At 52.3% G+C, this 23632-nt stretch carries 22 protein-coding genes; 12 read left to right on the top strand and 10 right to left on the bottom strand.

Features of this window, described 5'->3' with window-relative positions; all coding sequences use genetic code 11:
- Positions 1–35: 35 nt before the first annotated feature.
- Together ACHZB8_RS11740 and ACHZB8_RS11735 are read right to left on the bottom strand one after the other, a co-directional pair.
- Positions 36–1355, bottom strand: a complete 1320-nt coding sequence (locus ACHZB8_RS11740) for a hypothetical protein (RefSeq protein ID WP_316860543.1) — start codon at positions 1353–1355, stop codon at positions 36–38.
- A gap of 234 nt (positions 1356–1589) precedes the next feature.
- Positions 1590–2201, bottom strand: coding sequence for a DUF1134 domain-containing protein (locus ACHZB8_RS11735; protein WP_316860542.1), 612 nt, complete (start codon positions 2199–2201; stop codon positions 1590–1592).
- 223 nt (positions 2202–2424) lie between these two features.
- On the opposite strand from ACHZB8_RS11735, the gene ACHZB8_RS11730 reads away from it, so the two are divergent.
- The 7 genes from ACHZB8_RS11730 to ACHZB8_RS11700 all read left to right on the top strand — a co-directional run bounded on the left by ACHZB8_RS11730 (position 2425) and on the right by ACHZB8_RS11700 (position 10154).
- On the top strand, positions 2425–2979 hold the full coding sequence (locus tag ACHZB8_RS11730) for a YHS domain-containing (seleno)protein (RefSeq protein ID WP_316860540.1): 555 nt from the start codon (positions 2425–2427) through the stop codon (positions 2977–2979).
- A gap of 262 nt (positions 2980–3241) precedes the next feature.
- On the top strand, positions 3242–3979 hold the full coding sequence (chpT, locus tag ACHZB8_RS11725) for a histidine phosphotransferase ChpT (RefSeq protein WP_316860539.1): 738 nt from the start codon (positions 3242–3244) through the stop codon (positions 3977–3979).
- Between the two features lie 233 nt (positions 3980–4212).
- Positions 4213–7038, top strand: coding sequence for a chemotaxis protein CheW (locus ACHZB8_RS11720; protein ID WP_316860537.1), 2826 nt, complete (start codon positions 4213–4215; stop codon positions 7036–7038).
- Positions 7035–7523, top strand: coding sequence for a chemotaxis protein CheW (locus tag ACHZB8_RS11715; protein WP_316860536.1), 489 nt, complete (start codon positions 7035–7037; stop codon positions 7521–7523). The genes ACHZB8_RS11720 and ACHZB8_RS11715 overlap by 4 nt, the downstream gene beginning before the upstream one ends.
- 35 nt (positions 7524–7558) lie before the next feature.
- Positions 7559–7924 carry a response regulator gene (locus tag ACHZB8_RS11710; protein ID WP_316860534.1) on the top strand — a complete coding sequence of 122 codons (366 nt, stop codon included), beginning with the start codon at positions 7559–7561 and terminating at the stop codon, positions 7922–7924.
- A gap of 32 nt (positions 7925–7956) precedes the next feature.
- The gene (locus ACHZB8_RS11705; protein WP_316860533.1) at positions 7957–9192 is read left to right on the top strand and encodes a chemotaxis response regulator protein-glutamate methylesterase; all 1236 of its coding nucleotides are present in this window, start codon (positions 7957–7959) and stop codon (positions 9190–9192) included.
- Positions 9189–10154, top strand: a complete 966-nt coding sequence (locus tag ACHZB8_RS11700; RefSeq protein WP_316860532.1) for a protein-glutamate O-methyltransferase CheR — start codon at positions 9189–9191, stop codon at positions 10152–10154. Before ACHZB8_RS11705 ends, ACHZB8_RS11700 begins: the two co-directional genes overlap by 4 nt.
- A 327-nt stretch (positions 10155–10481) precedes the next feature.
- Here ACHZB8_RS11700 and ctrA read toward each other — a convergent pair whose 3' ends face one another.
- Positions 10482–11183, bottom strand: a complete 702-nt coding sequence (ctrA, locus tag ACHZB8_RS11695; protein WP_316860529.1) for a response regulator transcription factor CtrA — start codon at positions 11181–11183, stop codon at positions 10482–10484.
- Positions 11184–11550: 367 nt separating this feature from the next.
- On the opposite strand from ctrA, the gene fliI reads away from it, so the two are divergent.
- From fliI to ACHZB8_RS11670, 5 genes are all read left to right on the top strand, one after another.
- A complete protein-coding gene (gene fliI, locus ACHZB8_RS11690) occupies positions 11551–12891 on the top strand; it encodes a flagellar protein export ATPase FliI (RefSeq protein WP_316860527.1) in 1341 nt (446 codons plus the stop codon).
- A gap of 13 nt (positions 12892–12904) precedes the next feature.
- Positions 12905–13318, top strand: a complete 414-nt coding sequence (fliJ, locus tag ACHZB8_RS11685; RefSeq protein WP_316860525.1) for a flagellar export protein FliJ — start codon at positions 12905–12907, stop codon at positions 13316–13318.
- A gap of 227 nt (positions 13319–13545) precedes the next feature.
- The gene (gene hemG / locus ACHZB8_RS11680) at positions 13546–14091 is read left to right on the top strand and encodes a menaquinone-dependent protoporphyrinogen IX dehydrogenase (protein ID WP_316860523.1); all 546 of its coding nucleotides are present in this window, start codon (positions 13546–13548) and stop codon (positions 14089–14091) included.
- 45 nt (positions 14092–14136) lie between these two features.
- Complete coding sequence (locus tag ACHZB8_RS11675) at positions 14137–14574, top strand: paraquat-inducible protein A (protein ID WP_316860521.1); 438 nt, start codon at positions 14137–14139, stop codon at positions 14572–14574.
- Positions 14575–14585: 11 nt separating this feature from the next.
- Complete coding sequence (locus ACHZB8_RS11670; RefSeq protein ID WP_316860520.1) at positions 14586–15053, top strand: GNAT family N-acetyltransferase; 468 nt, start codon at positions 14586–14588, stop codon at positions 15051–15053.
- 24 nt (positions 15054–15077) lie between these two features.
- On the opposite strand, the gene flhA is transcribed toward ACHZB8_RS11670, so the two are convergent.
- The 7 genes from flhA to ACHZB8_RS11635 all read right to left on the bottom strand — a co-directional run bounded on the left by flhA (position 15078) and on the right by ACHZB8_RS11635 (position 23479).
- A complete protein-coding gene (gene flhA / locus ACHZB8_RS11665; RefSeq protein WP_316860519.1) occupies positions 15078–17234 on the bottom strand; it encodes a flagellar biosynthesis protein FlhA in 2157 nt (718 codons plus the stop codon).
- 73 nt (positions 17235–17307) lie between these two features.
- Entirely contained in the window at positions 17308–18681 is a 1374-nt protein-coding gene (locus ACHZB8_RS11660; RefSeq protein WP_316860518.1) for a sigma-54 dependent transcriptional regulator, read from the bottom strand.
- Between the two features lie 15 nt (positions 18682–18696).
- Positions 18697–19041 (bottom strand): flagellar motor switch protein FliN, encoded by a 345-nt coding sequence (gene fliN / locus ACHZB8_RS11655; protein ID WP_316860516.1) that lies wholly within the window; start codon positions 19039–19041, stop codon positions 18697–18699.
- Positions 19038–20009, bottom strand: a complete 972-nt coding sequence (locus ACHZB8_RS11650; protein ID WP_316860513.1) for a FliH/SctL family protein — start codon at positions 20007–20009, stop codon at positions 19038–19040. Before ACHZB8_RS11650 ends, fliN begins: the two co-directional genes overlap by 4 nt.
- Positions 20010–20125: 116 nt before the next feature.
- Positions 20126–21190, bottom strand: a complete 1065-nt coding sequence (fliG, locus tag ACHZB8_RS11645) for a flagellar motor switch protein FliG (RefSeq protein ID WP_316860512.1) — start codon at positions 21188–21190, stop codon at positions 20126–20128.
- Positions 21191–21198: 8 nt separating this feature from the next.
- Positions 21199–22788 (bottom strand): flagellar basal-body MS-ring/collar protein FliF, encoded by a 1590-nt coding sequence (gene fliF / locus ACHZB8_RS11640; protein ID WP_316860510.1) that lies wholly within the window; start codon positions 22786–22788, stop codon positions 21199–21201.
- 418 nt (positions 22789–23206) lie between these two features.
- Positions 23207–23479 (bottom strand): DUF1153 domain-containing protein, encoded by a 273-nt coding sequence (locus ACHZB8_RS11635; RefSeq protein ID WP_316860509.1) that lies wholly within the window; start codon positions 23477–23479, stop codon positions 23207–23209.
- Positions 23480–23632: the final 153 nt, after the last annotated feature.

Raw genomic sequence — 23632 nt, 5'->3', positions numbered from 1 at the left:
CACCGCTTTCATGCGCGAGGATAATCAGTTGGAAATCAGCTATTTTCCAGTTCCCGAACCTCTTCGGCCAATGAGACGACCTGGCTCCAGGGGTCCGCTAACTCTTGCCTCGTCTTTTTGGGAGCCGCTTCTTGTGCAGGTTGTTGCGCGTTCGTGTCTTCGCCGCCCCTGATCTCGCCATCGCGTTGTTGGGAAGCGGAGTGTTCGATTGTATCTGTAATCTCTGCGGCCTTGAGCTGGACGGGCTTGTTCTTCGTGCTGGCCTTGAATTCCGCGAGCCGTTCGGCGATCTGCTTCATTTCGTTGCGCAGCAGGATTTCCTTTTGCGAAAGTGCCTCTTTCTCATCGTCCTGTGCTTGCCGGGCTTCGAGTCCAGACAGTTTTTCGTTTAATTTCTCATTGTGGTCACGAAGGGTCTTGAGCTCGTCTTCCAGCTTCTGCTTGTCGTTTTCCAGGCCTTCGATGACAGAAGAGAGATTCTCCCCGTCTTCGTGATGCTCAAGTTGCATGGCGAGACTCGCAATCTTCACTTCTGCTTCCAGTCGGCGTGCTTCGGCTTCGGCCAGAAGCTTGCTTCCGTCTTCATCCGAACTCATTGTTTGCTCGGCGGCGCGCTGCAACTGTCTGGTCAGATTGGAAATCTCCGTATCCTTGTCTGCCAGTTTGGCCTGAAGATCGTCGATTTTCTCCTGCTGCTTGGCCAGTCGTTCCTTGGCGCGGTCGAATTCGGTGGCTTTCTGGTTTAAAAGGCCTTGCGTCTTCTTGCGCTCATCAATTTCAGCATTGAGGTCGGAATTGAGGTTGGCGATTTCCTCTCTGTGGCTTTCTATTCGTGCCAGCTGAGCAACAATTTCGACCTTTTGTTCGCTGATATCGGTTTCGCGTTGCCGCAGTTCCTCTTCAAGCTTTGCCACATCATTATAGAGGCCGGATATTGTTTCGTTGGCCTCTTTCAGTTTCTGCTGTGTATTCTTGAGACCGTCGTTCGTCCTGGAAAGCTCTTGCTGGCGATCCTCAAGGGTCTCCTCAAGTTGTTCGATCTCGGATAGCCGGTTGGCGATTTCGGTTTCGCGTTTGGTGATGGTGTTTTTCAGCCGGTCGATCTTGAGGGAAGAATTGGCAACCTCTTCGAGGCGTCTGTCTGCAAGGACCTCCAGACGACGCAACTCGATCGCCAATTCCGCACGTTGGTGATCCTTCTCGGCCTGAAGTTCGCTGTAGCTGATCGGCATTTCCGCGATGAAGCGCTTTTGCGTCAGACGCACGGCTCTTTTCCAGATGAGCGGTACAATGATCAGCATCAGCAGCAGAGTGGCAAAGACCCCGAGCAATATATACATGATGATTGCAATCACGGTGTTTATCCTCTGACTACTCTACTATCAGCATCTGGCTGGCGGTCTGTTCGGACGTCATGCAAATTGCACTTAACCCTTGGCGCCAAAGCATGTCTCGCTCAGGCACATGCCTTTCAGTACAAACCAAGGCTTTGTTTGGCGGACATATCTTGTGATTGTTATCAGCCAATGCCGGATAACGGAACAGAAAAAGATCGTGCTTGCCAAATTTATTTAGATCAACAGGTTTGATCAGAAAGGATTCCAGGTCGGTTTTCTGCTGAATTTCAGATAGCCGATATTGATCCCAAGTCTGGCCCCGACGCCGGAGCGGATCGGAACGACATAATAGGGATTGCCTGCCGTTAGCATCGTCAGCCCGAAACCACCCACAAGATAGGCCGATCCGTTGACCCCGCCCCAGCGGCGATAAAGAAAATCGACCGATGGCAAATTGTAGACCAGCATCATCGTGCGGTTGCCATCACCGCCGAAATCCCAGCCAATGGATGGTCCCTGCCAGTATGCCTTGTGGGAGCCCATATTCTTGGTGTAGAGGCTCCCCTCACCATAGCGAGCGCCAGCGACAAGGGCGGCGCTTCCCTCTTCTCCAAGAATGTAGCCATTCGGCAATCCGTGCTTTGAGACGGCTTTTTCAATGACGGCCGCCAGTCCGCCAGAAACTTTGCCGAAGAATTTGTGTCCGGTGTCAACGATTTCGGCGACAGTGTAGTGATTGTCCGCACCTGGGTTCTGGGCTTTGCCAGGTGTTGTGAACAAGATGAGGGCAAAAAACAAGAAAAGGCTCAGAATCACATTTTGAAGGATGAGATCTGTCCTTGAAGACATTGTCGACTGCGTCATTCCATCGGTGTCCTTGTTTGTTCGTACTGATTATTTACTAACTCGGGTTCGATCATTTTGCCTATTTGGGTATCAAAAAGCTATTCGAAGTTGAAAAAGTCATTTTTCACCGCACATTTCATCATAGGCTTTTATTTAACGGAAAGATTGCTGCTATATCCTAGATGGGAATATAAGCCAAATAATGATCTGGTCGTCGTCATTTCGGGGTTGAGTCGATTTTATGAAGAAAATGGGTGGAAATTTGCTTCCTGTCGGAAGTTTGCCGTTTGATCTTGGCTGTATCCCGTATTTTATTCGCACTCGCATAGGCATCTTTGCTTATCTGGTGATGCTCTCGATGATGGTTGTCGGCTTTGCTTCACCGGTTCAGGCCACAGCACAGTCGCGCCGGATTGTGGTTGATTCGAATAGCGGCTTTGCACTTTATGGCTATGACCCGGTGGCCTATTTCACCGATCATGCTGCCATTCGCGGAGAGCGGGAATATGAACATGTGTGGCAGGGCGTTTCGTGGCTGTTTTCTTCCCGGGCCAACAGAGAGGTTTTTGTCGCAAATCCGGAAGTCTATGCACCGATGTTCGGTGGGCACGGGGCGTTGGCCATGGCCAGAGGCTATATTTCGGATAGCAATCCCAATGTCTGGGCCATTTACAGAAGTCGTCTTTTTCTTTTCTATTCTTATACGGCGCGGGCAGCGTGGGCTGAAGCTGTCGATTTGCATGTGGAACGGGCCATCAAAAACTGGAAGACGCTGGAGGCGAACCAGCCGCGCTAGACTCTGCTCCGATGATTGTTTGACAGAGCGCATTTTCCAAGAAATTGGTCTTGAGTTATCCCGATACCCTTCGTGAAACTGACAAATAGTGTTCGATCTGGACTTGGCATTGGGTAGCCTTAGAGGTAATGCTCGAAAAAAGGCGAAACAGGTCGATTCGCATTTCAGTTAACCCACTTTCACTTGGGGGCTGTTGAGTGTCAAAGCTCGGCATTGGTATTGAACCGGGCCCAAGGGAGTGCCGTAGCTATTCGAGGGTGCAATGTCTGGTTACGAGAGTTTGTCTTCCATGGATTTGGCAGCGCTTCTATGCAGCCGGGTTTGCCACGATATCATTAATCCTGTCGGGGCGATCAATAATGGTCTCGAAGTTCTGGGCGAAGATAATGGCGAGGAAATGCAAGTCTTCGCCATGGAGCTGATCACCAAAAGCGCCCGAACCGCATCTGCAAAGCTCCAGTTTGCGCGATTGGCATTTGGTGCGGCGGGATCTGCGGGTGCTGAAATCGATACGGGTAATGCCGAAGAGGTGGCTCGTTGCTACATGGAAGGCGAAAAGGCGGATCTTGACTGGAGCGGTGCACCGGTTCTCATGCCAAAGAACCTGGTCAAGCTTCTTCTCAACCTCATCTTGATCGGTGCCACCACCATCCCGCGTGGGGGTAGCCTCAAGGTTTCGTTTGAGGGGGATCCGAAATATCCGACCTTCACGCTGGTGTGCGAAGGCAGAAATGCACGGATCCCGGCGAGCCTTGATCGACTGTTGCGCGGGCGTCCTGCTGACGAGCAAGGCATCACTTCCCATACGATTCAGCCCTATTATACTGGTCTTCTGGCACGCGAGGCCAAGATGGATCTCGCATTCGACTGGGTCGATGACAAAATTACCATCGAGGCAAAACCGGTTCATATCCCGACGGAGGACGAGCTGGCAGAAACTATCGGTAGTTTACCTGATGGTGTTGATGGCATTGGTAAAGATGCGGCAGAGGGCGTGTGATCTTCACGCTAACTATTTGTCCTATATCTGAAACTCTTAGGCTGATTACTTCCTGTTGGATGTAGATCTGTACGAATCTTGCCAAAAACATTTATAAACAGATGAGTTACTTATTGCTTCAAGTTTGAATGTTTATGCGCTTGGCTTCAGCTTAAATTAACGGTTTGGCTTGAGACTGAGGCGGAATAACTGTCTTTTCGGACTGGTTTCCGCCAAAATCAGGGTTTTAGGCCATGGATGATCTTTTACGCGAATTTATCGAGGAAACAAATGAGAGCCTAGATGTCGTTGACGTCGAGCTGGTAAAATTTGAGCAAGAACCTAACAATGCTCAAATTCTTGACAATATATTTCGGCTTGTGCACACGATTAAGGGTACTTGTGGTTTCTTGGGCTTGCCAAGACTTGAGAGTCTGGCGCATGCCGCCGAGACCCTGATGGGCAAATTCAGAGATGGAGCAGCGGTTACTGGCGAGTCAGTATCTGTTATCTTGCTCTCTCTGGACCGAATTAAAGAAATCGTCAGTGAGTTGGAACAGAACGAGGCGGAACCCGAAGGCTCTGACGATGATCTTATCGATCAACTGGATCGTTTGTCTGGCATTGGGAAATATGCCGGAATGGGAACGGCGGTTTCTGATCAAACTCCCGAAGAGGACACTGCGGAAGCGGAGCCTGTGGCTGAAGAGGCCAAGCAGGAGGCTCCCAAAGGCGCACAGGATGACGCCCCGCACGAAGTTTATCAGGTTCTTGAGCGTGAGCTGAAAGCCGGTGAGGTTTCTCTTGATGAGCTTGAACGTGCATTCCGTGAGGCTGACGGGCCTGATGGCATGGACGTGTCACAGAGCGCCAAGGAAGCCGCAGAAGAGGCAATTGCCGACGCCGCTGCCAAAAAGCGTCAGGGCAAAATGCCTTCTGCAAAACCTGTTGCCAAGGTTGAGGCCAAAAAAGAGAAGAAAGAAGAGCCCAAGGCTGAAAAGGATCAGAAATCCGGTGGCTCGCATCAGTCTTCAATTCGTGTGAATGTGGAAACTCTCGAGCATTTGATGACGATGGTTTCTGAACTGGTGCTGACGCGCAACCAGCTTCTGGAAATTGTTCGCCGTCATGAAGATTCCGAATTCAAGGTGCCTCTGCAACGCTTGTCCAATGTAACGGTCGAATTGCAGGAAGGGGTCATGAAAACCCGGATGCAGCCGATTGGCAACGCTTGGCAGAAGCTCCCGCGCATCGTTCGTGATCTGGCCAATGATCTGCACAAGGAAATCGATCTGATCATGATCGGTCAGGACACCGAGCTTGATCGTCAGGTTCTTGAACTGATCAAGGATCCGCTTACTCACATGGTTCGCAACTCTGCCGACCATGGTCTTGAGATGCCTGATGAACGCGTTGCCATGGGCAAGCCTGCAAAAGGCACCGTAACGCTGTCTGCCTATCACGAAGGTGGCCATATCATCATTGATATCTCTGATGATGGTCGTGGTATCGATACCGAAAAAGTCAAAGCGAAGATCCTCAAGAACGAACTTGCTACAGAAGCTGAACTCGAGAAGATGAGCGAGCAGCAGATCAACAAGTTCATCTTTGCCGCAGGATTCTCAACCGCCGAGAAAGTGACCAATGTTTCCGGCCGTGGCGTTGGCATGGACGTCGTTCGCAACAATATTGAAATCATTGGCGGGTCTGTCGATCTGAAGTCGGTTCCGGGCAAAGGCTCGACCTTCTCGATCAAAATTCCGCTGACTCTGGCGATTGTGTCGACCTTGCTGGTCGAAGCGTCCGGTGACCGGTTCGCAATTCCGCAATTGTCAGTCGTCGAGTTGGTTCGTGTTCAGAACAATTCCGAACACAAGATCGAACGGATCAAGGATACGCCAGTGCTTCGGTTGCGCAATAAGTTGCTGCCTCTGGTGCATTTGAGCAATCTGCTCGGCATCGAACAGAAGGAAGATGCGGATATCGAGTTGAATGATAACGGCTTTATCGTTGTCATGCAGGTTGGTGCCCAGACCTTCGGTGTTGTTGTCGATGCGGTGTTCCACACCGAGGAAATCGTCGTCAAGCCAATGGCGTCGATGCTCAGACATCTGACCATGTTCTCCGGCAACACCATTCTTGGTGATGGTTCGGTGATCATGATCCTGGATCCGAATGGCGTTGCACAAGCCTTTGGCAGCCATGTTGGTACCGATGTTGAAGCGAATACCGAGCAAGCTGCGAAAGAAGCTTTGCCGGAGGAACAGAATACAGTGTCCTTGCTGATTTTCCGCGCCGGTTCTCCCGAACCGAAAGCGGTTCCGCTGTCACTCGTCACGCGGCTTGAAGAATTCGAGATCGAGAAAATCGAATTCTCCAACGGCAGAGACATGGTGCAGTATCGCGGCAGCCTGATGCCTCTTGTTCAGGTGAATGACTTTGTACAGCGCCGGACCGAAGGCAGCCAGCCGATGCTGGTCTTCTCCGATGCAGGCCGCTCCATGGGGCTGGTGGTTGACGAAATCGTCGACATTGTCGACGAGCAACTCAATATCGAAGTGTCTTCCGAAGTTCCCGGCATCCTCGGCACGGCTGTGATCAAGGGCAGGGCAACCGAGATCATCGATGTGGGTCACTTCCTACCTCAGGCGTTTGAGGATTGGTTCCACCGCAAGGAAATGGCATCAGAGGATCTTTTGGTGAAAAAGCTGCTGTTTGTGGATGACTCAAGCTTCTTCCGCAACATGCTGGGGCCGGTTCTGAAAGCTGCCGGGTATGAAGTCACCGTTTGCTCAAGCGGCAAGGAGGCGCTCTCCGTGCTTGAGCGTGATCCAAGCTATGAAATCGTTGTATCCGATATTGAAATGCCTGAAATGAACGGCTTTGAGCTTTGTGAATCAATCCGGCGTCAGCCTTCAACTCGGGACATTCCAATCATTGCCCTGTCTTCTCTTTGCACGCCTGCCGCCATCGAACGCGGGCGCCAGGCAGGGTTCAACGATTACGTTGCCAAGTTTGACCGTCCGGGACTGATTGCTTCCCTTAAAGAACAGCATATCGAATTGGGAGTTGCCGCATGAGAGACCAAGTGAACAATCGTCTCGAAGATGAAAGCCTGAACGAAACCATCCAGTATGTGACGATCTATATCTCAGAACAATTGTTTGGTCTGCCGATTAGCCGAGTCCATGATGTGTTCGTGCCAGAATCCGTTACACGGGTTCCTCTTTCCCAAACCGAAATTGCGGGCGTGCTGAATCTGCGCGGTCGTATTGTGACGGCGATCGACATGCGCAAGCGTCTTGGTCTGGCTCCGCACGAACATACCGGAAGCATGATGGCAATCGGTATCGAGTTCAAAGAAGAATCCTACGGGTTGATCATTGATAGCGTAGGGGAAGTTCTTGACCTTAGCGAGGAAAGCCGTGAAGCGGTTCCGAGCAATCTTGATCAACGTTGGGCGGACGTTGCCGCCGGTGTTCATCGTCTGGAAAGCGAGTTGATGGTCATACTAGATGTTGATCGCGTACTTGGTGACATGGTGACCAACAGTGTTGCAGCCTAATAGGTGAGCCATAAGCTTCCTTTGGAGAGAAAAAAATGAAGACTTGTCTGGTTGTAGATGACTCCAGTGTAATCAGGAAGGTTGCCCGCCGGATTCTCGAGGATCTCGATTTCGGGATAACCGAGGCCGAAGATGGCAAGGAAGCTCTGGAAGCGTGTGCGCTTCAGATGCCTGATGCCGTCCTGCTCGATTGGAACATGCCGGTAATGGACGGCCTGGATTTTTTGCTTGAGCTTCGAAAGCTCGAAGGCGGATCAAATCCGAAGGTAATCTTTTGCACGACTGAGAACGACGTCGCTCACATTGCCAAAGCAATTCGCGCCGGTGCCAATGAATATATCATGAAGCCGTTTGACCGTGAAATCGTGGAAGCAAAGTTGCAAGAAGTCGGCCTTATCTAGCCAGTTACACCGATGTTGCGTGAGTATGAGTTATGGGTTTGATGTCTGCCGAAGCACCGGTCGCGAAATCGTCTTCCAATAAAGTGAAGGTGATGGTTGTTGACGACTCGGTTGTTATCCGTGGTTTGATTGGGCGTTGGGTCAGCGATGATCCCGGCCTGGAATTGGTGGGGTCTCACCGCAATGGTCGTTTGGCTGTGGAAGACATAGCCAAATCCAAACCTGATATTGTCGTGTTGGACATTGAGATGCCGGACATGGACGGTTTGACAGCATTGCCTTTGCTGCTCAAGAACCATCCCCGGGCAAAGATTCTCATGGCTTCCACGCTCACGCGGCGCAATGCCGAGATCAGCCTGCGCGCTCTTTCTCTTGGTGCGACAGACTATGTTCCGAAACCGGAATCCAATAGTCAGATCACGACTTCCCGCGAGTTTCGCAATGAACTCCTTGCGAAAATCAAGGGCATTGGTGGAGCTGGTCTTGACAGTGCTCCGGGATTCCGTGCGTCTCGCGCGGCCCCTGTCGGTCGGTCGGGTCTGTCGGGAACCAGTCGCATTCAGCAAAGCCGGAAATCACTGGCTGATGGCGGGACGGCTGTAAAACCAACGACTGCCGCAGCACCGGTTGCCGGTACTGTTGCCGGGCCGAATGGGATCATGTTGCGCAAGATCGGATCAGCCCGTCCTCGTGTTCTGTTGATTGGAAGCTCGACCGGTGGCCCTCAGGCCCTTGAGAAACTGTTGCATGAGATCGGTCCGCAAATGCGATCTGCTCCGATTCTGATCACGCAGCATATGCCCGCGACCTTTACAGCCATTCTGGCTGACCATCTTTCCAGATCGTCCGGCATGCCTGCTGCTGAGGCACAGGACGGGGAAGTGGTTCAGAACGGCCATATCTATGTCGCTCCGGGCGGTAAACATCTGGAGCTGGTCAAGCAGGCCGGGCAGGCAGTGGTCAAACTGAGTGATGGCCCGCCGGTCAATTTTTGCAAACCGGCCGTTGATCCGTTCTTTGAATCGGCTGCCCAGGTTTATGGTGCCGCAGCACTTGGCGTTATTCTGACGGGAATGGGTCATGACGGCACGGATGGGGCTAAGCATATCGTCGATGCAGGCGGTAGCATCATAGCCCAGGATGAAGCAAGTAGTGTTGTTTGGGGAATGCCCGGCGCGGCTGCTCAGGCTGGCGTTTGTGCGGCCGTACTACCGCTCAATCAGATTGGCTCCAAAGTAATGCGAGTATTTAGAGGGGAGCGCTCATGACGCCGCAGGATTATGCTTTCTTACAGAATTTTTTGAAAGAAAAATCTGGTCTGGTGCTTTCTAACGACAAACAATATCTGGTTGAGAGCCGGCTGATGCCGATTGCTCGCAAATCGGGTTTGCAGTCTATTGAAGAGCTTATCGGCAAAATCAAGGGATTGGGTGATCGCGGCTTGCAGAATGCGGTTGTTGAGGCAATGACCACCAATGAGTCGTTCTTCTTCCGTGACAAGACGCCTTTCGAGCATTTTACCAATACGATCATTCCGCATTTGGTGGAGACGCGAAAACGAGGCAAGGTTCGTATCTGGTGCGCTGCGGCGTCTACGGGTCAGGAGCCCTATTCCCTCGCGATGTCCATCAAGGAGAATGCGAGCAAGCTGGCGGGATTGAGCTTCGAAATCATCGGAACCGATATTTCAAATGAGGTTTTGGAAAAGGCCAAAGTCGGGATCTATAGCCAATTTGAAGTACAGCGCGGTTTGCCGGTTCAGTTGCTTCTCAAATATTTCACTCAGAAAGGTGAAATGTGGCAGATCTCTCCCGAGATACGCTCGATGGTGACATACAAGCCGTATAATTTGCTGGATCAATATACGGCTCTTGGACAATTTGACGTCATTTTCTGTCGTAATGTGCTGATCTATTTTGATCAATCCACCAAAGTGGACGTGATGCAGCGCTTGGCAAAACAGATGCCTGCGGATGGATATCTGCTGTTGGGTGCAGCGGAAACCGTTGTGGGACTCACAAATGCGTTCCAGGCCGTTTCAGGAAAACGTGGTCTCTATTGCAAGGCTGGCTCGCCTCAGGCGAATAGTGCAAGTCCCGAGCCCGTTTCTCGTGGTGCTGTCGCCAACGGATCCTTCGGTGCAAGGGCTATCGGGGCAGGGACTACCATGCCTCGGAGTTCCACTTTCAGCGGATCTCGGCTTTCGAGCATTCCTGGCGGGCGAAAATAGACTGTCCTCCAACGTCATAATTCTTGAGAAACCGCATCATGATCATGGTGCGGTTTTTTGTTTGGCATGGAATGGAACGAAATCGGCCAGTCAGAAATCCGCAGTTTGAAAGATTTTCACGCCTTTTGCACTTTTGATTCCCTGCTGGCAATTGGGGAAATGATGAGCAGGTATTGCATCGAATCAGAGCCTGAAGGCGGGAAACAGGCAAGCGGGCAAAGAAAAAGCCGCCCAAAATGGCGGCCTGTTCGAAATGGTTTGGCGCGTTCAACCATGTCCACAAGCCAGACGTGATGTGCCTGGCTCGTCCAATAGGCGAGAAATGCCTTAGGCGATTTCTCTCATACCGTCTTCGTCAGGTTCGCGCAAAACATAGCCGCGCCCCCAGACAGTTTCGATATAGTTGCGGCCACCTGTGGCTGTTGCCAGTTTTTTGCGAAGCTTACAGATGAAAACGTCGATGATTTTCAGTTCTGGTTCGTCCATGCCGCCATAAAGATGGTTGAGGAACATCTCTTTGGTCAGTGTGGTCCCCTTGCGCAGGCTCAGAAGCTCGAGCATCTGATATTCCTTGCCGGTGAGATGGACGCGCTGGCCCTGAACTTCGACGGTCTTGGTGTCGAGGTTGACGGTCAATTCGCCAGTAGAGATGACGGACTGAGCATGGCCTTTGGAGCGGCGAACAATGGCATGAATGCGCGCAACCAGTTCATCCTTGTGGAATGGTTTGGTCATATAGTCGTCGGCACCGAAACCAAGGCCACGAACCTTGTCTTCAATTCCGGCCAAACCCGAAAGGATAAGAATTGGAGTTTTCACCTTTGAGACACGCAATGTGCGCAGCACTTCATAGCCGCTCATGTCCGGCAGGTTCAAGTCCAGTAGAATAATGTCGTAATCGTACAGCTTACCAAGATCAATGCCTTCTTCACCGAGGTCGGTTGTGTAGACATTGAAGCTTTCAGACTTCAGCATCAATTCGATGCTTTGTGCTGTGGCGCTGTCGTCCTCAATTAGCAAAACGCGCATGCCAATCCTCTTAGTTTGCCTTTTCTGGGCTTGGAGCAATCACAAGGCCTCTGCCGACAAGGACCAAATCGAACCCCAGATTCCAAAGCTATTACATAATGGTTAACAAATCTTAATTCCATCATGCAAGGCTTCGTGTGAGACTTCACAAAGAAAAGTGAGATCCCACCGCAATCTAGGAAAAATGTTCCCAGTCCCGATATTAAAGTTTCACCTTAAGAAGCTCTTTCAAGTGTTACCACCTATCGGGGTTAGTCGGTTTTGACCCAACTGGGAAATATTTCCCCAGCAAACCTACTGATGATAATAATTAACCAATCAGGTAAACGAATCATTACCATGGAAAAGAAATATTAAAGGCTTGGCAATGGTACAGGACCTAATCGGCAAATTGGATGACATTTCACCCAGGCATTCCTATGGCAGAGTTGCGTCAATTCAGGGGCATTTGGTTGAGGTTTCCGGCCCACTTTTCGAGATGAGCGTCGGCTCAATGCTCTCTATACATGCAGAGGGACGCGATCCTGCAAAATGCGAAGTTGTCGGTTTTTCTGCGGACAGGGCACTGTGTCTGCCCTATTCGGAGCTTGACGGGATTCGCCTTGGGTGTCGGGCCGAATTGCACGGTCGGGCTATGGTTCGTCCGACCAAGGCGTGGCTTGGGCGCATGATTAACGCTTTTGGTGAGCCAATCGATGGCAAGGGGCCACTGGCGCGAGGTCATGACGCGGTGCCTTTGCGTCAGAAGCCCCCGGCGGCGCATAGCCGCATGCGTGTGGGTGGTCCCATGGATCTGGGTGTTCGGGCCCTTAATACATTCATAACGCTCTGTGAGGGGCAGAGAATGGGCATTTTTGCCGGATCTGGCGTCGGTAAGTCGGTTCTGCTCTCAATGCTGGCCCGTAACGCCAGCTCTGAGGTCAATGTCATTGGCCTGATCGGTGAACGCGGACGAGAAGTGCAGGAGTTTGTCGAGGATGATCTGGGCGAAGAGGGGCTGAAACGCTCCATTGTTGTGGTTGCCACTTCGGATGAAATGGCGCTGATGCGACGGCAAGCCGCCTATCTTACACTCACGCTGGCGGAGTTTTTCCGCAAAGAGGGCAAACAGGTTTTGTGCATGATGGATTCTGTCACCAGGTTTGCCCAGGCCCAAAGAGAGATCGGTCTGGCTGCCGGCGAGCCTCCCACGTCGAAGGGTTATACCCCCACTGTTTTTGCAGAATTACCGAAATTATTAGAAAGAGCAGGCCCCGGTGAAAAAAATGAGGGCGCTGTTACAGGTCTTTTTACTGTTTTGGTAGAAGGTGATAATCACAATGAGCCTGTGGCGGATGCTGTGAGAGGTATTCTTGATGGTCATATCGTCATGGAAAGAGCCATTGCGGAAAGGGGTCGGTACCCGGCGATAAACATTTTGAAATCTGTTTCGCGTACCCTACCCAAAGCAGCCGATCCTGACTTTTGGCCAGACGTGCTGAAGGCTCGGCAATTTATGGCGACCTATTCGGATATGGAAGAGTTGATCCGATTGGGGGCTTATAAACAGGGAAGCGATCCAGATGTGGATTTGGCAATCGCTCTTCATGAACCACTGGAGACGTTCCTCACACAGAATAAGGGGGAGGCGACCAGTATCGAAGAGGGATATAAAATGCTTCAGTCCATATTGGGAACGCAATCCGCACAGAGTAAATCGGGGCTTTAAGGAGTGTTGAGTAATGAAGTCGCGTGAAAGTCTGATCCGTCTGAAACGGTTCCAAGTTGATGAGAAACGGCGTCAGGTGGGACAAATCGAATTGATGGTCACCGAGTTTGAGGGCATGATCCGGGATCTCGATGCGCAAATCGCGATCGAGGAGGAAAAGGCCGGAATCAGTGACATCGCTCATTTCGCCTATCCCACTTTTGCCAAGGCCGCCATTCAGCGCAAGGAAAATTTACAGGTCTCCATTGACGATCTGAATGAGCAGTTGGAGCGGGCGCAAGACCAATTGCGCGAAGCCATTGGTGAGATGAAAAAAGTCGAGATGCTGGAAGAGCGCGACCAACAGCGTGAATTCGCTGCCAAGGAAATGGCGGAACAGGACGAGCTTGACGATTTCTCTATGATCGGTCGCCATCGAAACGGCTGATTGCCTTGCTTCGTTCTGATTGAGTCTGCATCGTTTTTACGCTTTCTGATACCGTCGCCATGCAACTCGCTCTTTTAGATGACACGTAGAAGGCCTGCTTTTCGCAAAGTAGCGAGGAGCATGCGCTTGGCGCCTTTGCGAATTTGTCGCGGGCGTTTGTATGTGGTCATGATCTTCGCGGTGCTGTATCGTCAATCCTTGAGATCAAGTCTTTCAATGGATGGGACATGGCAGATATTGCACTCTTTTTTGCAAGCCGCGACGGGCAGGCCAGAAAAATCGCTCTGGCTCTCGACGAATTTCTGGATCGTGACGGCGCGGATGTCATGGTTACGGATCTTGGCGAGGGCATGACGTCCGATTATGTCTTGGGGTCAGCGCAAGTTGTCGTGGTTGTTGCTGCGATCCGTTATGGTCGCCACCTCAGGGCGGCCGATGAGTTTCTGAAAAAACACAAAAACCAGCTTCAAGGCAGGCGTCTGGTCCTGATTTCTGTCAGTCTGACCGCTCGAAAGCCTGCAAAACGGCTGCTGGAAAATAGCCTCTATTTGCAAAAATGGGTCAAGCTGCATTCGGTGACGCCAGATATCGTCACCGCTGTTGGCGGAAGAGTGGATTATCCCAGTTATGATTGGTTCAGCCGGACGATGATTCGTCTTATCATGACGATCACAAAGGGTCCGACAGATCCTAACGCTCAAATTGAATTTACCGATTGGGATCAGGTAAAAGATCTGGCAAGCAAAATTGCAGCGCTTATATATAGACCGTGAGCCGGGAGCGCTCATGCTCTTGTGGACCGGATCGGGATTGCTATTGTGACTTCTTTTCTTCTGCCCATCCTTGTTGCCTTTGCCGCATTTTCCTTCGGGCTTGGTATTACATTGCCTCTGGTGTCTCTGGACCGGTTGTTGTTCTTTACTGAAACTCCGTCCTTGATGTCGATCGTCATGGGCTTGTGGCTTGAACAGCAGTTTGTCCTGACCGGCATAGTCGTGGCTTTTTCCATTCTGTTTCCAGCCTCGAAGATTCTGCTGCTCCATATCGCCATCTATCGGGGCAAGAAAAGCCGATCTTTGGCCTTGCTCAGCCTTGCGAGCAAATGGTCCATGATGGACGTGCTGCTGGTCGCTCTGGTGATTTTTTCAGCCAAGACAAGCGGCCTGGCAACAGCAACGGCCCTGCCGGGGATCTGGTTCTATGCCGGTGCGACTCTGACGTCCGTTTTGGCTGCGGTGATCGTGAACAAGAGGTAGAATCAGTAAAAATGCGTCACGTGCGCCCTGTTGACGGGAATGATCTGGACTGTGTCTGTGGGCATCGTCACGCGATGTTCGTTGAAATGGGATCCGTCGATGAAGAACAGCTTCTGAGAAGTGAAGCCCCTTTCAGATCGTGGCTGAAGCTCCGCCTTGAAGATGGTCGCTATTATGGCTTCATCGTGGAACAAGAAGGAAAAGTGGTTGCCGGAATCGGGCTGACCGAAATCGACTGGGCTCCGGGGCCTGCCCATCCGGAGAGTGAGCGACGTGGGCTCATCATGAATTTATATGTTGAACCCGGCTATAGGCGCGCTGGAATAGCGCGTGAACTGGTGCTTTTGGCCGAGCAGGAATTCTCGCGTCGAGGTTTGGGTCATGCGATATTGCATGCAAGCGATCAAGGCGCCCCTCTTTATGAAAGTCTGGGGTGGGAAAAGTCGTCTGAAATGGCGAAGCGACTGCCTTTGCCTTGATCCTTAACTATTTCCGAAATTCATCTAGATCGAACCGACCGTTTTCAGCCGCACTCTTGTGTGAATCTCATTCTGGCTGAGCACGGTTGTGTGAGCCCTGAAGCGTTCGATGATCGAGCGGACATAGGGCCTGATGCCCGGAGATGTCAGCAGAACCGGAATTTCTCCGACCTGGGCGGCATCCTCAAAGCCATCACGGACCAGCCCGACAAATTCCTGCAATTTACTTGGGGCCATGGCCAATTGCTTGTCGTCGCCATCGCCAACGAGAGATCCTGAGAATTCCCTTTCCCATTTTGGCGAGAGCGTCAGGATCGGCAAGTAGCCACCCGGTGCCTGATGGCTGGCGCAGATTTGCAGTGACAGGCGTGCTCTCACATGCTCGGTCATGCTCTGGATCGAGCGAGTGAAGCCGGAAGCGTCCGCGATTCCTTCGAGAATGGCAGACAGGTCGCGGATGGAAATGCGTTCTTCGAGAAGAGACTGGAGAACCCTCTGGATGCCGGAGATCGTGATCTGACCCGGAACGATATCCTCGATGAGTTTTTTCTGTTCCTTCGGCAATTCGTCCAGAAGTCCCTGAACGACGGCGTAGGAGAGCAATTCACCCATGTTGGCCTTGATGATTTCGGTCAGATGGGTCGAGATGACGGTTGCCGGATCGACGACAGTCAGGCCCAGAATAGCGGCTTCCTCACGCAGGGAGCCATCGATCCAGGTTGCCGGAAGACCAAAGGTCGGCTCGGTTGTCTTGATCCCTGGCAGGGTTATGTCCGAGCCTGTCGGATCCATGGTCATGAACTGGTTCGGATAAACGACACCGCGGCCCACTTCCACTTCCTTGACTTTCAGAACATAATCGTTGGCTTGCAGCTGGACGTTGTCCATGATCCGCACAGCGGGCATGATGAAGCCCATTTCTGCGGCCAGTTGCCGCCTCAGAGCCTTGATCTGATCGGTCAGGGCCTGGGATGCGTTGCCGTTGGCCATGCTGATGAGACCATAGCCAAGTTCGAGGCGCAGCTCGTCCATCTTGAGCACTTCGGAAATGGTTTCTTCCTTGGGCGGTTCTGCTTCCTGCAATTCCTTCTGCTTTTGCTCGATGACTTTCTGGAGCGCATCCTGCTTCTGTTGCCTGCCTGCCTTGTAGGCAAAGTAACCCGCGCCAGCACCTAGGCTGAGAAACGGGATCAGGGGCATGCCGGGCAGGAAAGCCATGACGACCATGACGGCTGAAGACATGCCAAGAGCTTTGGGATATCCGGAAAGCTGTCCGACCATGGCCTTGTCGGCGGAGCCGGACACGCCCGCCTTGGAGACGAGGATACCTGCCGCAGTGGATACGATCAGGGCAGGAATCTGGGAGACAAGGCCGTCACCAATAGTCAATAGTGTATAGGACTGGGCCGCGTCGCCAATGGCCATATCCATTTGCGCAACGCCAATAATGATGCCACCAAGCACGTTGATGAAGGTGATGATGAGGCCTGCGATGGCATCTCCGCGCACGAATTTGCTGGCACCATCCATGGCACCGAAGAAGGTGCTTTCATCAGCAAGATCTTTCCTGCGTTTCTTGGCTTCTTCCTCGTTGATGAGACCGGCGGAGAGGTCGGCGTCAATCGCCATCTGTTTGCCAGGCATGGCATCGAGAGTGAAGCGGGCTGCGACTTCCGCAATTCGGCCAGAACCCTTGGTGATGACGACGAAGTTCACGGTGACCAGAATGGCGAACACGATCACGCCAATGACGAAATTGCCACGGGTCACGAAGTTGCCAAAGGCTTCGATGACGTTACCGGCAGCGCCCGTGCCTTCATGGCCATTGGCCAGAATGAGGCGCGTCGATGCAAGGTTCAAGGCCAGTCGCAACATGGTCGAAATCAGCAGGATGGTCGGGAATGACGAGAATTCCAGCGGTGCCCGGATGAACAGAGACGTCATCAGAATGAGCACCGAAAAGATGATGGAAATGGCGAGGAACAGATCCATGAAAGCGGATGGCAAGGGAAGGATCATGACCACCAGAATGGTCATGACGCCAATTGCCAGGCCGAGATCTCCATGTCGCAAGAAGGAGATGACGTTTCCCAACTGGTCAAACACAGAAGGACCACTCGAGGCAGCCGGTGCCTCACCCTTGGCGGCTTCTGGTGTCATTGTTGCGTCTGCATCACTCATGCTCTGGTTCCATCAAAGAGTGGCGTTGTTTCTCTTATCTCTCGATTCCCGCTAATTCCAAAGCGGGTTAATCCTATCCCGCTATGCGCGCTTCTCCCGGCTGGGGGATATCCACGCCTTCGTCGGAATATTGCTTGAGCTTGTTACGGAGGGTGCGGATCGAGATCCCCAGAATGTTGGCTGCATGGGTCCGGTTGCCAAGACAATGGTCCAGCGTATCGAGGATAAGATCCTGCTCGACTTCCGAGACTGTCCGCCCGACCAGTGAGCGGGTGACGCCTTCGGCGGCGATCACGGCCTGTGCTGCCGGGCCGGCTGCCATGCCGACAATCGTCTCGTCCATCCGGCTTCCGTCCGGCATGCGCAACGCTTCGGCTCCGATTTCAACACCGGTTGCGAGAAGCACAGCGCGATGGATCGTGTTTTCCAGCTCGCGCACGTTTCCTTGCCAGTTGTTGGCATGCAGATGGCGATAGCATTCTGCGCTCAGCTTGCGCTGTGGCAGGCCGTTGGCTTGCGCATATTTGTCGGCAAAGTGAGCCGCCAGCAGGTCAATATCCTGAGGGCGTTCGCGAAGTGGCGGAATATTGAGGTTGATGACGTTGAGGCGGAACAGCAAATCCTCGCGGAATGTTCCGGCGCGAACTTCATCAGCCAGATTGCGGTTTGACGTGGCAAGAATGCGGATATCGACATTCACCGGCTTGGTGCCGCCAACACGATCAATGACACGTTCCTGAATGGCGCGCAGCAGTTTGGCTTGCAGGCGAATGTCCATTTCCGAGATTTCATCGAGTAGCAAGGTGCCGCCATTGGCTTCTTCAAACTTGCCGACGCGACGGGCAACAGCACCGGTGAAGGCTCCTTTCTCGTGACCGAAAAGCTCGGATTCAAGGAGATTGTCGGGAATTGCAGCGCAGTTGACCGAAACAAAGGGATGAGCGGCGCGACGGGAGTGGCCATGCAGATGGCGAGCCAGCACTTCCTTGCCGGTGCCGCTTTCTCCGGTGATTAGAACCGAGGCGTCACTTGGTGCAATCTGGTTGGCCAATTGCACGACATTGCTCATGGCCGGGTCGCGATAGAGCAGGTCTCCCTGATCTCTCGAGACGGCTTCCAGAACAGCCGCGATGACATCGGGATCAGGTGGCAGGGGAATATATTCCTTGGCCCCGGCCCGGATGGCATTCACCGCTGCACGGGCGTCATTTTCGATCCCGCATGCCACGACCGGCATCGTGATATGCTCTTCTTCCAGCGCTCTGATGAGTTTGGCAATGTCGAGCTTGACATCAACCATCATAAGGTCTGCACCTCGTCCGGCGCGCAAGTGGGTGAGAGCCATTTCGGTGGTTTCCGCGTGAGAGACCTGGGCACCACGATCCAATGCAATTTTTGTTGCTAGGGAAAGCTGGCCATTGAGTGTTCCGGTAATGAGTAGGCGCATTTTTTCTCTCCCAACCTATTTTTCTGATTTGATGATCTCGGTCATTGTCACACCGAGCTTGTCTTCGACAAGAACGACTTCGCCTCGGGCAACAAGACGGGAGTTGACATAGATATCGACAGCTTCACCGACCTTTCGGTCCAGCTCCAGAACATTGCCGACATCGAGATTGAGAAGATCGCTTACCGGCATCTTGGCGCGTCCCAATATGGCTGATACACGAACGGGAACATCAAAAACGGCTTCCAGATCGGCGGCATTTTTAGGGCTGTTCTCAGACCCTTCCATGCCTGCATTGACGACAGCCTGTGCATTTTGTTCCTGTAAGGACAGGCTGTCATTTTGCTCATTGTCGCTCATTCATTATCTCCGATTGTTGCGGGGGCGGCTGCCGCCTTGCTCTCCGCACTGGATGGGAATGTCCTGGATGCTGGCTGTTCGTCTTTCTGATGAACGGCTTCCTTGCCATCCTCTTGAAGTGCTTTCAATTGCTGTTCGGGGTCCGGATCGATTGTCTGTTCACTGGCTTCCTGCCCGGACATTTCTTCTCGTTCTGGTGCATCAGCTTCAGTCGCTTTTTCCTCCGGGGCGTCCGCTTCCGGGGTTTCGGCTTCTGCTGTGTCTGATTCTTGCGGATCCCCATCTTGCGGATCCCCGGTCTCGTCTTCGTCTGCCGCTTCGTCTTCGGGGACATGGGAGAAATGGTCTTCAAGCAGTTGTTCGACCTGACGGATGGCGCTGCGCATGTTGCGACCAATGCCACCGTCGACCCATTCGACTTCGCAGTCACCGGGCATGATGACGGGATCTGGCAGAATGGTCAGCTTGCCGGTGAAGCCGAGTTCACTCATTTGCTCGTCGACCTTGGCCTTGACCTCTTCGGCCACAGCGTCATTGAGACGAATCGAGATGTGAGGCGTCTGGCGCAAGGGACCCAGTATCTGGTTCAGCAACGCGAGAATTTCAGTTTTCGGTTCTTTTGCCACCAATTTCTCTGCGAACCGGGAGGCAAAGGTGAAGGCCAGTTTGCTGGCATCCCTTTCGAGCCTTTGCATGAGGGTTTTGACTTCTGCATAGATCATTGTGACATCGTCGAGCATTTTCTGCTGAAGTGCCAGATTCTGCTCGCTGGCAAGTTGCTCGCGCTCATTGAGAGCCTTCTCTGTTCCGGCGGTAAATGCTTCTTGTTTGGCTTGAGCAAGCAGGCGCTCGTGCTCAGCAACCGTGATCATCGGTTCTGGCGGAATTTCTTCGATCTTTTCCTCGATTTCCGGCTCCGGTGGAGCGGAAAAATCTAGGTCAAAAAGATAGCGAGCTGCCTCAGACATGGTTTCTTCCACAAAGCCCATCTGCTATTTGATGAGCTGCTTGTTCATTTGGCCTGGGTCATGGCCGGTTTGTTTCTGTCTTGCCGGGTCTTGGTGTGTTCGGGTTGCAGATTGACTTAGTAGATCAGTTCGTCTTCGCTGTTGCCTTTTGCGATCATGATTTCGCCACGAGCGGCAAGATCCTTGGCCATATTGACCATTGCGCCTTGTGCTTCGTCGACGTCGCGCAGACGGACAGGGCCCATGCTCTCCATATCTTCCTGAAGCATGGCGCCGGCACGCTGGGACATGTTGTCGAAGAACAGGGTTCTGATGGTTTCGTTGGCTCCCTTGAGCGCCAATCCCAGAACATCCTTCTCGATATTCTGCAAAAGAGCCTGAACGCCTGTCGCATCGAGTTTGCTCAGATCCTCGAAGGTGAACATCAATTGTTTGATGCGCTCGGCCGATTCCCTGTTTTCCTCTTCCAGGGCGGCGAGCAAGCGGGCTTCGGTCTGTCTGTCGAAATTGTTGAAGATATCGGCCATGACCTCATGGGCATCGCGGCGCTGAGTGGTGGAAAGGTTCGACATGAACTCGACACGCAAGGTCTGTTCGACCTTCTCGAGAACCTCTTTCTGAACCGCTTCCATCGATAGCATCCGGTTGATGACTTCCAGACCGAAATCTTCCGGCATGATGGAAAGCACGCGAGCGGCATGATCGGACTTGATCTTGGAAAGCACAACCGCAACCGTCTGTGGATATTCGTTCTTCAGATAGTTGGCCAGTACATTCTCCTGAACATTGGAAAGCTTCTCCCACATGTTCCGACCCGCAGGGCCGCGAATTTCCTCCATGATCGCGTTGACGCGTTCTTGTGGCAGGAAGGACAGTAGCAAACGTTCTGTTGAATCGAAGTTGCCGTTGACCGCTCCCTTGGAAGAGAGGCGCGCAACAAAATCCACGATGAGATTGTCCAGCATGTTTGGCGTGATGCCTCCCAGTTTGGACATGGCAATGGAAACCTGCTTGATCTCGATGTCGTCCATTCGGCTCCAGATCGGGCCACCATGCTCATCACCCAAAGCCAAAAGGATTATGGAAGCCTTCTCGGCGCCGCTCAACTCGCGTTCTTCATGTTCGGAAGAAACCGTTGCATTGCTTCGTTCAAAATTGGCGATGGCTGTGTTCGGGGCCATGGGTTACCTCACGCTGCGTCACTAAGCCAGAGACGGACAATCTTGGCTGCTTCTTCCGGGTTTTCCTTGACGAGTTCACCAACCTTGATCAGGGTATCGGCCTGTAGGGCTCCCTGTAGCTGGGCATTCTCAATTGCTTGCATAGTCGGATGCTTGATATCTTCTGCGCCTGCCGGTGCAGGGATCAGCTCGCCAGTTTCTGTCTTGATCATGGGCTTGCCGTCCGGGCCGATGATGATCTCGTGATCGTCGTCCTTGTCTTCTGCCTTTTCGAACATGCGTTTCATCAACGGGCGCACAACCATCAACAATACGAGCAGAGTCATAATGAACATGACGCCGAGCTCGGTAAAGCGCAGATAGTCATCTTTGGTAAATGCAAAGAGAGCGTCACCCTCGTCATCGAATATGGTCTGCGGTCCTTCTGCGAACTGAAGGTTGATGACTTCGATCTTGTCACCGCGGGTCTGATCATATCCAACGGCAGAGCGAACCAGCGTCGCAATTTGCTCCAGCTCCTGAGGCGTGCGCGGTTTGTAGACCAACTCACCGGCATCATTCTGTTCGTATGTCCCATCGACAAGTACAGCAACGGACAGTCTTGAAATGCGGCCACCCTGGAAAACCTCTGTCGTGGTTTTCCTGGAGATTTCATAGTTGATCAGTTCTTCGGTGGTATCAGACTTTTCCTGGGTGCCGGGTAAAGGCTGCTGCTGGGCGTTGGCGTCGGGAAGTTCGTTGCCAACCGTTACGCCTTCGTTGCCTTCTCTTTCCTGACTGTTGGAGGCCTGATTGCGCGTCTGGGTCGAACGCACAACCTGTCCGTCGGGGTCAAAGGTGTCGGAGGTTTCCGTTATCTTGTTGAAATTCATCTCGGCCGCGACTTCAATGCGGGCTCTGCCTTGTCCTACGATAGAGGAGACGATTTCATCAACCTGATCGCGTAGCCGATTTTCGAGCTGAACTTCGCGTTCTTCCATGTGGGCCGACATGTAGTTCTCGTCGTCGCCGCGTCCAGAGGCCAGAAGACGGCCGCGTTCGTCGATGATCGTCACGCTTTCTGGATGAAGACCTTCGACAGCAGAGGCAACCAGATGCTGGATGGCCTGAATTTGCGTGGTGCTCAGATTGCCCTGAAGCTTGACCGCGATAGAGGCCGATGGGTCCTTGGAGTCGCGCTTGAACAGCTCATGCTTGGGCAGAACCAGATGAACCCTTGCCAGTCTGACATTGCGAATGGTGCGGATGGAGCGGGACAATTCTCCTTCAAGAGCGCGCAGGTGGTTCACATTCTGCACAAAGCTTGTGGTGCCAAGGGTCTCGCTCTTGTCGAAAATCTCATAGCCGACATTGCCACCGGTCGGCAGGCCGCTTTCGGCAAGCTGCATGCGCAATTTCAGGATCTGGTCCTTCGGGGCAAGGATGGCTGCACCCTCGTCGCGGACCTCATGTTTGATATTCTGCGCTTCGAGCAGTTTGGTGATCTGTATGGAATCCTCAAAAGAGAGATCGGTGTAAAGAGGGGCCAATACTGGTTCGGTCATGCGCATCATGATGAAGGCAAAGAAACCGATCAAAACGGCTGTGACAACACCCATCGCTGCTAAGCGGGCCGGACCAAGCGTCTTGAAAAAATTCGATTAAGCCGTTCACATTCTTGCCCTTATTTTTCTTTGCCCTTGTCTTTCAGGCTTGCTCCAAATCGCTAGGCAATATTTTCCTAGGAGATGGTTAACAAGATGTTAAGAGTTTGGTTAACGAATGGTTAACAATGCAAAATGCGACTGTAATTCAGTGCCGAATTTGTCAAAAAAGTCGAAATTATGTCTATTTTTGCTGTGGGATTTCGAAGCAGAAATGTTTGGAAGGCAAAATTCCAAATAAATTAAGTAGTTGTGCTCAATGCTTCGATACGTAAATTTGTCGAGTAGATTTGCAGTATAAAAATAAAAAGGTCGAGAGATTCTCTCGACCTTTTCTGAATTGTTACAGCGAGCTGAAGCTCTCTGCAAAATTTTACCGGTATTGCTGAACCCGCGTTGCCCTTAGACCTGCCAATCCATGCTGATCGATGGAAGCCTGCCAGCTAAGGAATTCCTCAACTGTCAAAGCATATTTCTGGCACGCCTCTTCAAGGCTAAGCAGACCACCGCGAACGGCGGCAACAACTTCGGCTTTGCGTCTGATTACCCACCGTCTGGTATTGGCGGGAGGCAAATCAGCCACTGTCAAAGGGCTCCCATCGGGACCGATGACATATTTTACTCTAGCACGTATTTGATCGGTCATTGTACTCTCACACTCAACCTGACCTCATCACGGAAGAGCATAAGACAATGCCTTTAAAAAAGAGCTAAGCCACTGGATAGAGTTTAGTAATAGTTTTTATCAATATGCGTCAATTTTCGCATTTCCGGAAAGGCGATGAGGTTTGACGGGGGC

Source organism: uncultured Cohaesibacter sp. (genome assembly GCF_963556055.3).
GTDB lineage: Bacteria > Pseudomonadota > Alphaproteobacteria > Rhizobiales > Cohaesibacteraceae > Cohaesibacter.
This window is presented reverse-complemented; position numbering and strand designations above follow the sequence as displayed.

What these genes read in the sequence shown, in the direction of transcription:
- fliG (WP_316860512.1), bottom strand. Translation starts at nt 21,190, where the DNA reads ATGGCCCCGAACACAGCCATCGCCAATTTTGAACGAAGCAATGCAACG.
- fliI (WP_316860527.1), top strand. Translation starts at nt 11,551, where the DNA reads ATGGTACAGGACCTAATCGGCAAATTGGATGACATTTCACCCAGGCAT.
- ACHZB8_RS11650 (WP_316860513.1), bottom strand. Translation starts at nt 20,009, where the DNA reads ATGTCTGAGGCAGCTCGCTATCTTTTTGACCTAGATTTTTCCGCTCCA.
- ACHZB8_RS11710 (WP_316860534.1), top strand. Translation starts at nt 7,559, where the DNA reads ATGAAGACTTGTCTGGTTGTAGATGACTCCAGTGTAATCAGGAAGGTT.
- ACHZB8_RS11720 (WP_316860537.1), top strand. Translation starts at nt 4,213, where the DNA reads ATGGATGATCTTTTACGCGAATTTATCGAGGAAACAAATGAGAGCCTA.
- hemG (WP_316860523.1), top strand. Translation starts at nt 13,546, where the DNA reads ATGGCAGATATTGCACTCTTTTTTGCAAGCCGCGACGGGCAGGCCAGA.
- ACHZB8_RS11715 (WP_316860536.1), top strand. Translation starts at nt 7,035, where the DNA reads ATGAGAGACCAAGTGAACAATCGTCTCGAAGATGAAAGCCTGAACGAA.
- ACHZB8_RS11730 (WP_316860540.1), top strand. Translation starts at nt 2,425, where the DNA reads ATGAAGAAAATGGGTGGAAATTTGCTTCCTGTCGGAAGTTTGCCGTTT.
- ACHZB8_RS11700 (WP_316860532.1), top strand. Translation starts at nt 9,189, where the DNA reads ATGACGCCGCAGGATTATGCTTTCTTACAGAATTTTTTGAAAGAAAAA.
- ACHZB8_RS11635 (WP_316860509.1), bottom strand. Translation starts at nt 23,479, where the DNA reads ATGACCGATCAAATACGTGCTAGAGTAAAATATGTCATCGGTCCCGAT.
- fliF (WP_316860510.1), bottom strand. Translation starts at nt 22,788, where the DNA reads ATGGGTGTTGTCACAGCCGTTTTGATCGGTTTCTTTGCCTTCATCATG.
- ACHZB8_RS11660 (WP_316860518.1), bottom strand. Translation starts at nt 18,681, where the DNA reads ATGCGCCTACTCATTACCGGAACACTCAATGGCCAGCTTTCCCTAGCA.
- fliJ (WP_316860525.1), top strand. Translation starts at nt 12,905, where the DNA reads ATGAAGTCGCGTGAAAGTCTGATCCGTCTGAAACGGTTCCAAGTTGAT.
- fliN (WP_316860516.1), bottom strand. Translation starts at nt 19,041, where the DNA reads ATGAGCGACAATGAGCAAAATGACAGCCTGTCCTTACAGGAACAAAAT.
- ACHZB8_RS11705 (WP_316860533.1), top strand. Translation starts at nt 7,957, where the DNA reads ATGGGTTTGATGTCTGCCGAAGCACCGGTCGCGAAATCGTCTTCCAAT.
- ACHZB8_RS11735 (WP_316860542.1), bottom strand. Translation starts at nt 2,201, where the DNA reads ATGACGCAGTCGACAATGTCTTCAAGGACAGATCTCATCCTTCAAAAT.
- chpT (WP_316860539.1), top strand. Translation starts at nt 3,242, where the DNA reads ATGTCTGGTTACGAGAGTTTGTCTTCCATGGATTTGGCAGCGCTTCTA.
- ctrA (WP_316860529.1), bottom strand. Translation starts at nt 11,183, where the DNA reads ATGCGCGTTTTGCTAATTGAGGACGACAGCGCCACAGCACAAAGCATC.
- flhA (WP_316860519.1), bottom strand. Translation starts at nt 17,234, where the DNA reads ATGAGTGATGCAGACGCAACAATGACACCAGAAGCCGCCAAGGGTGAG.
- ACHZB8_RS11670 (WP_316860520.1), top strand. Translation starts at nt 14,586, where the DNA reads ATGCGTCACGTGCGCCCTGTTGACGGGAATGATCTGGACTGTGTCTGT.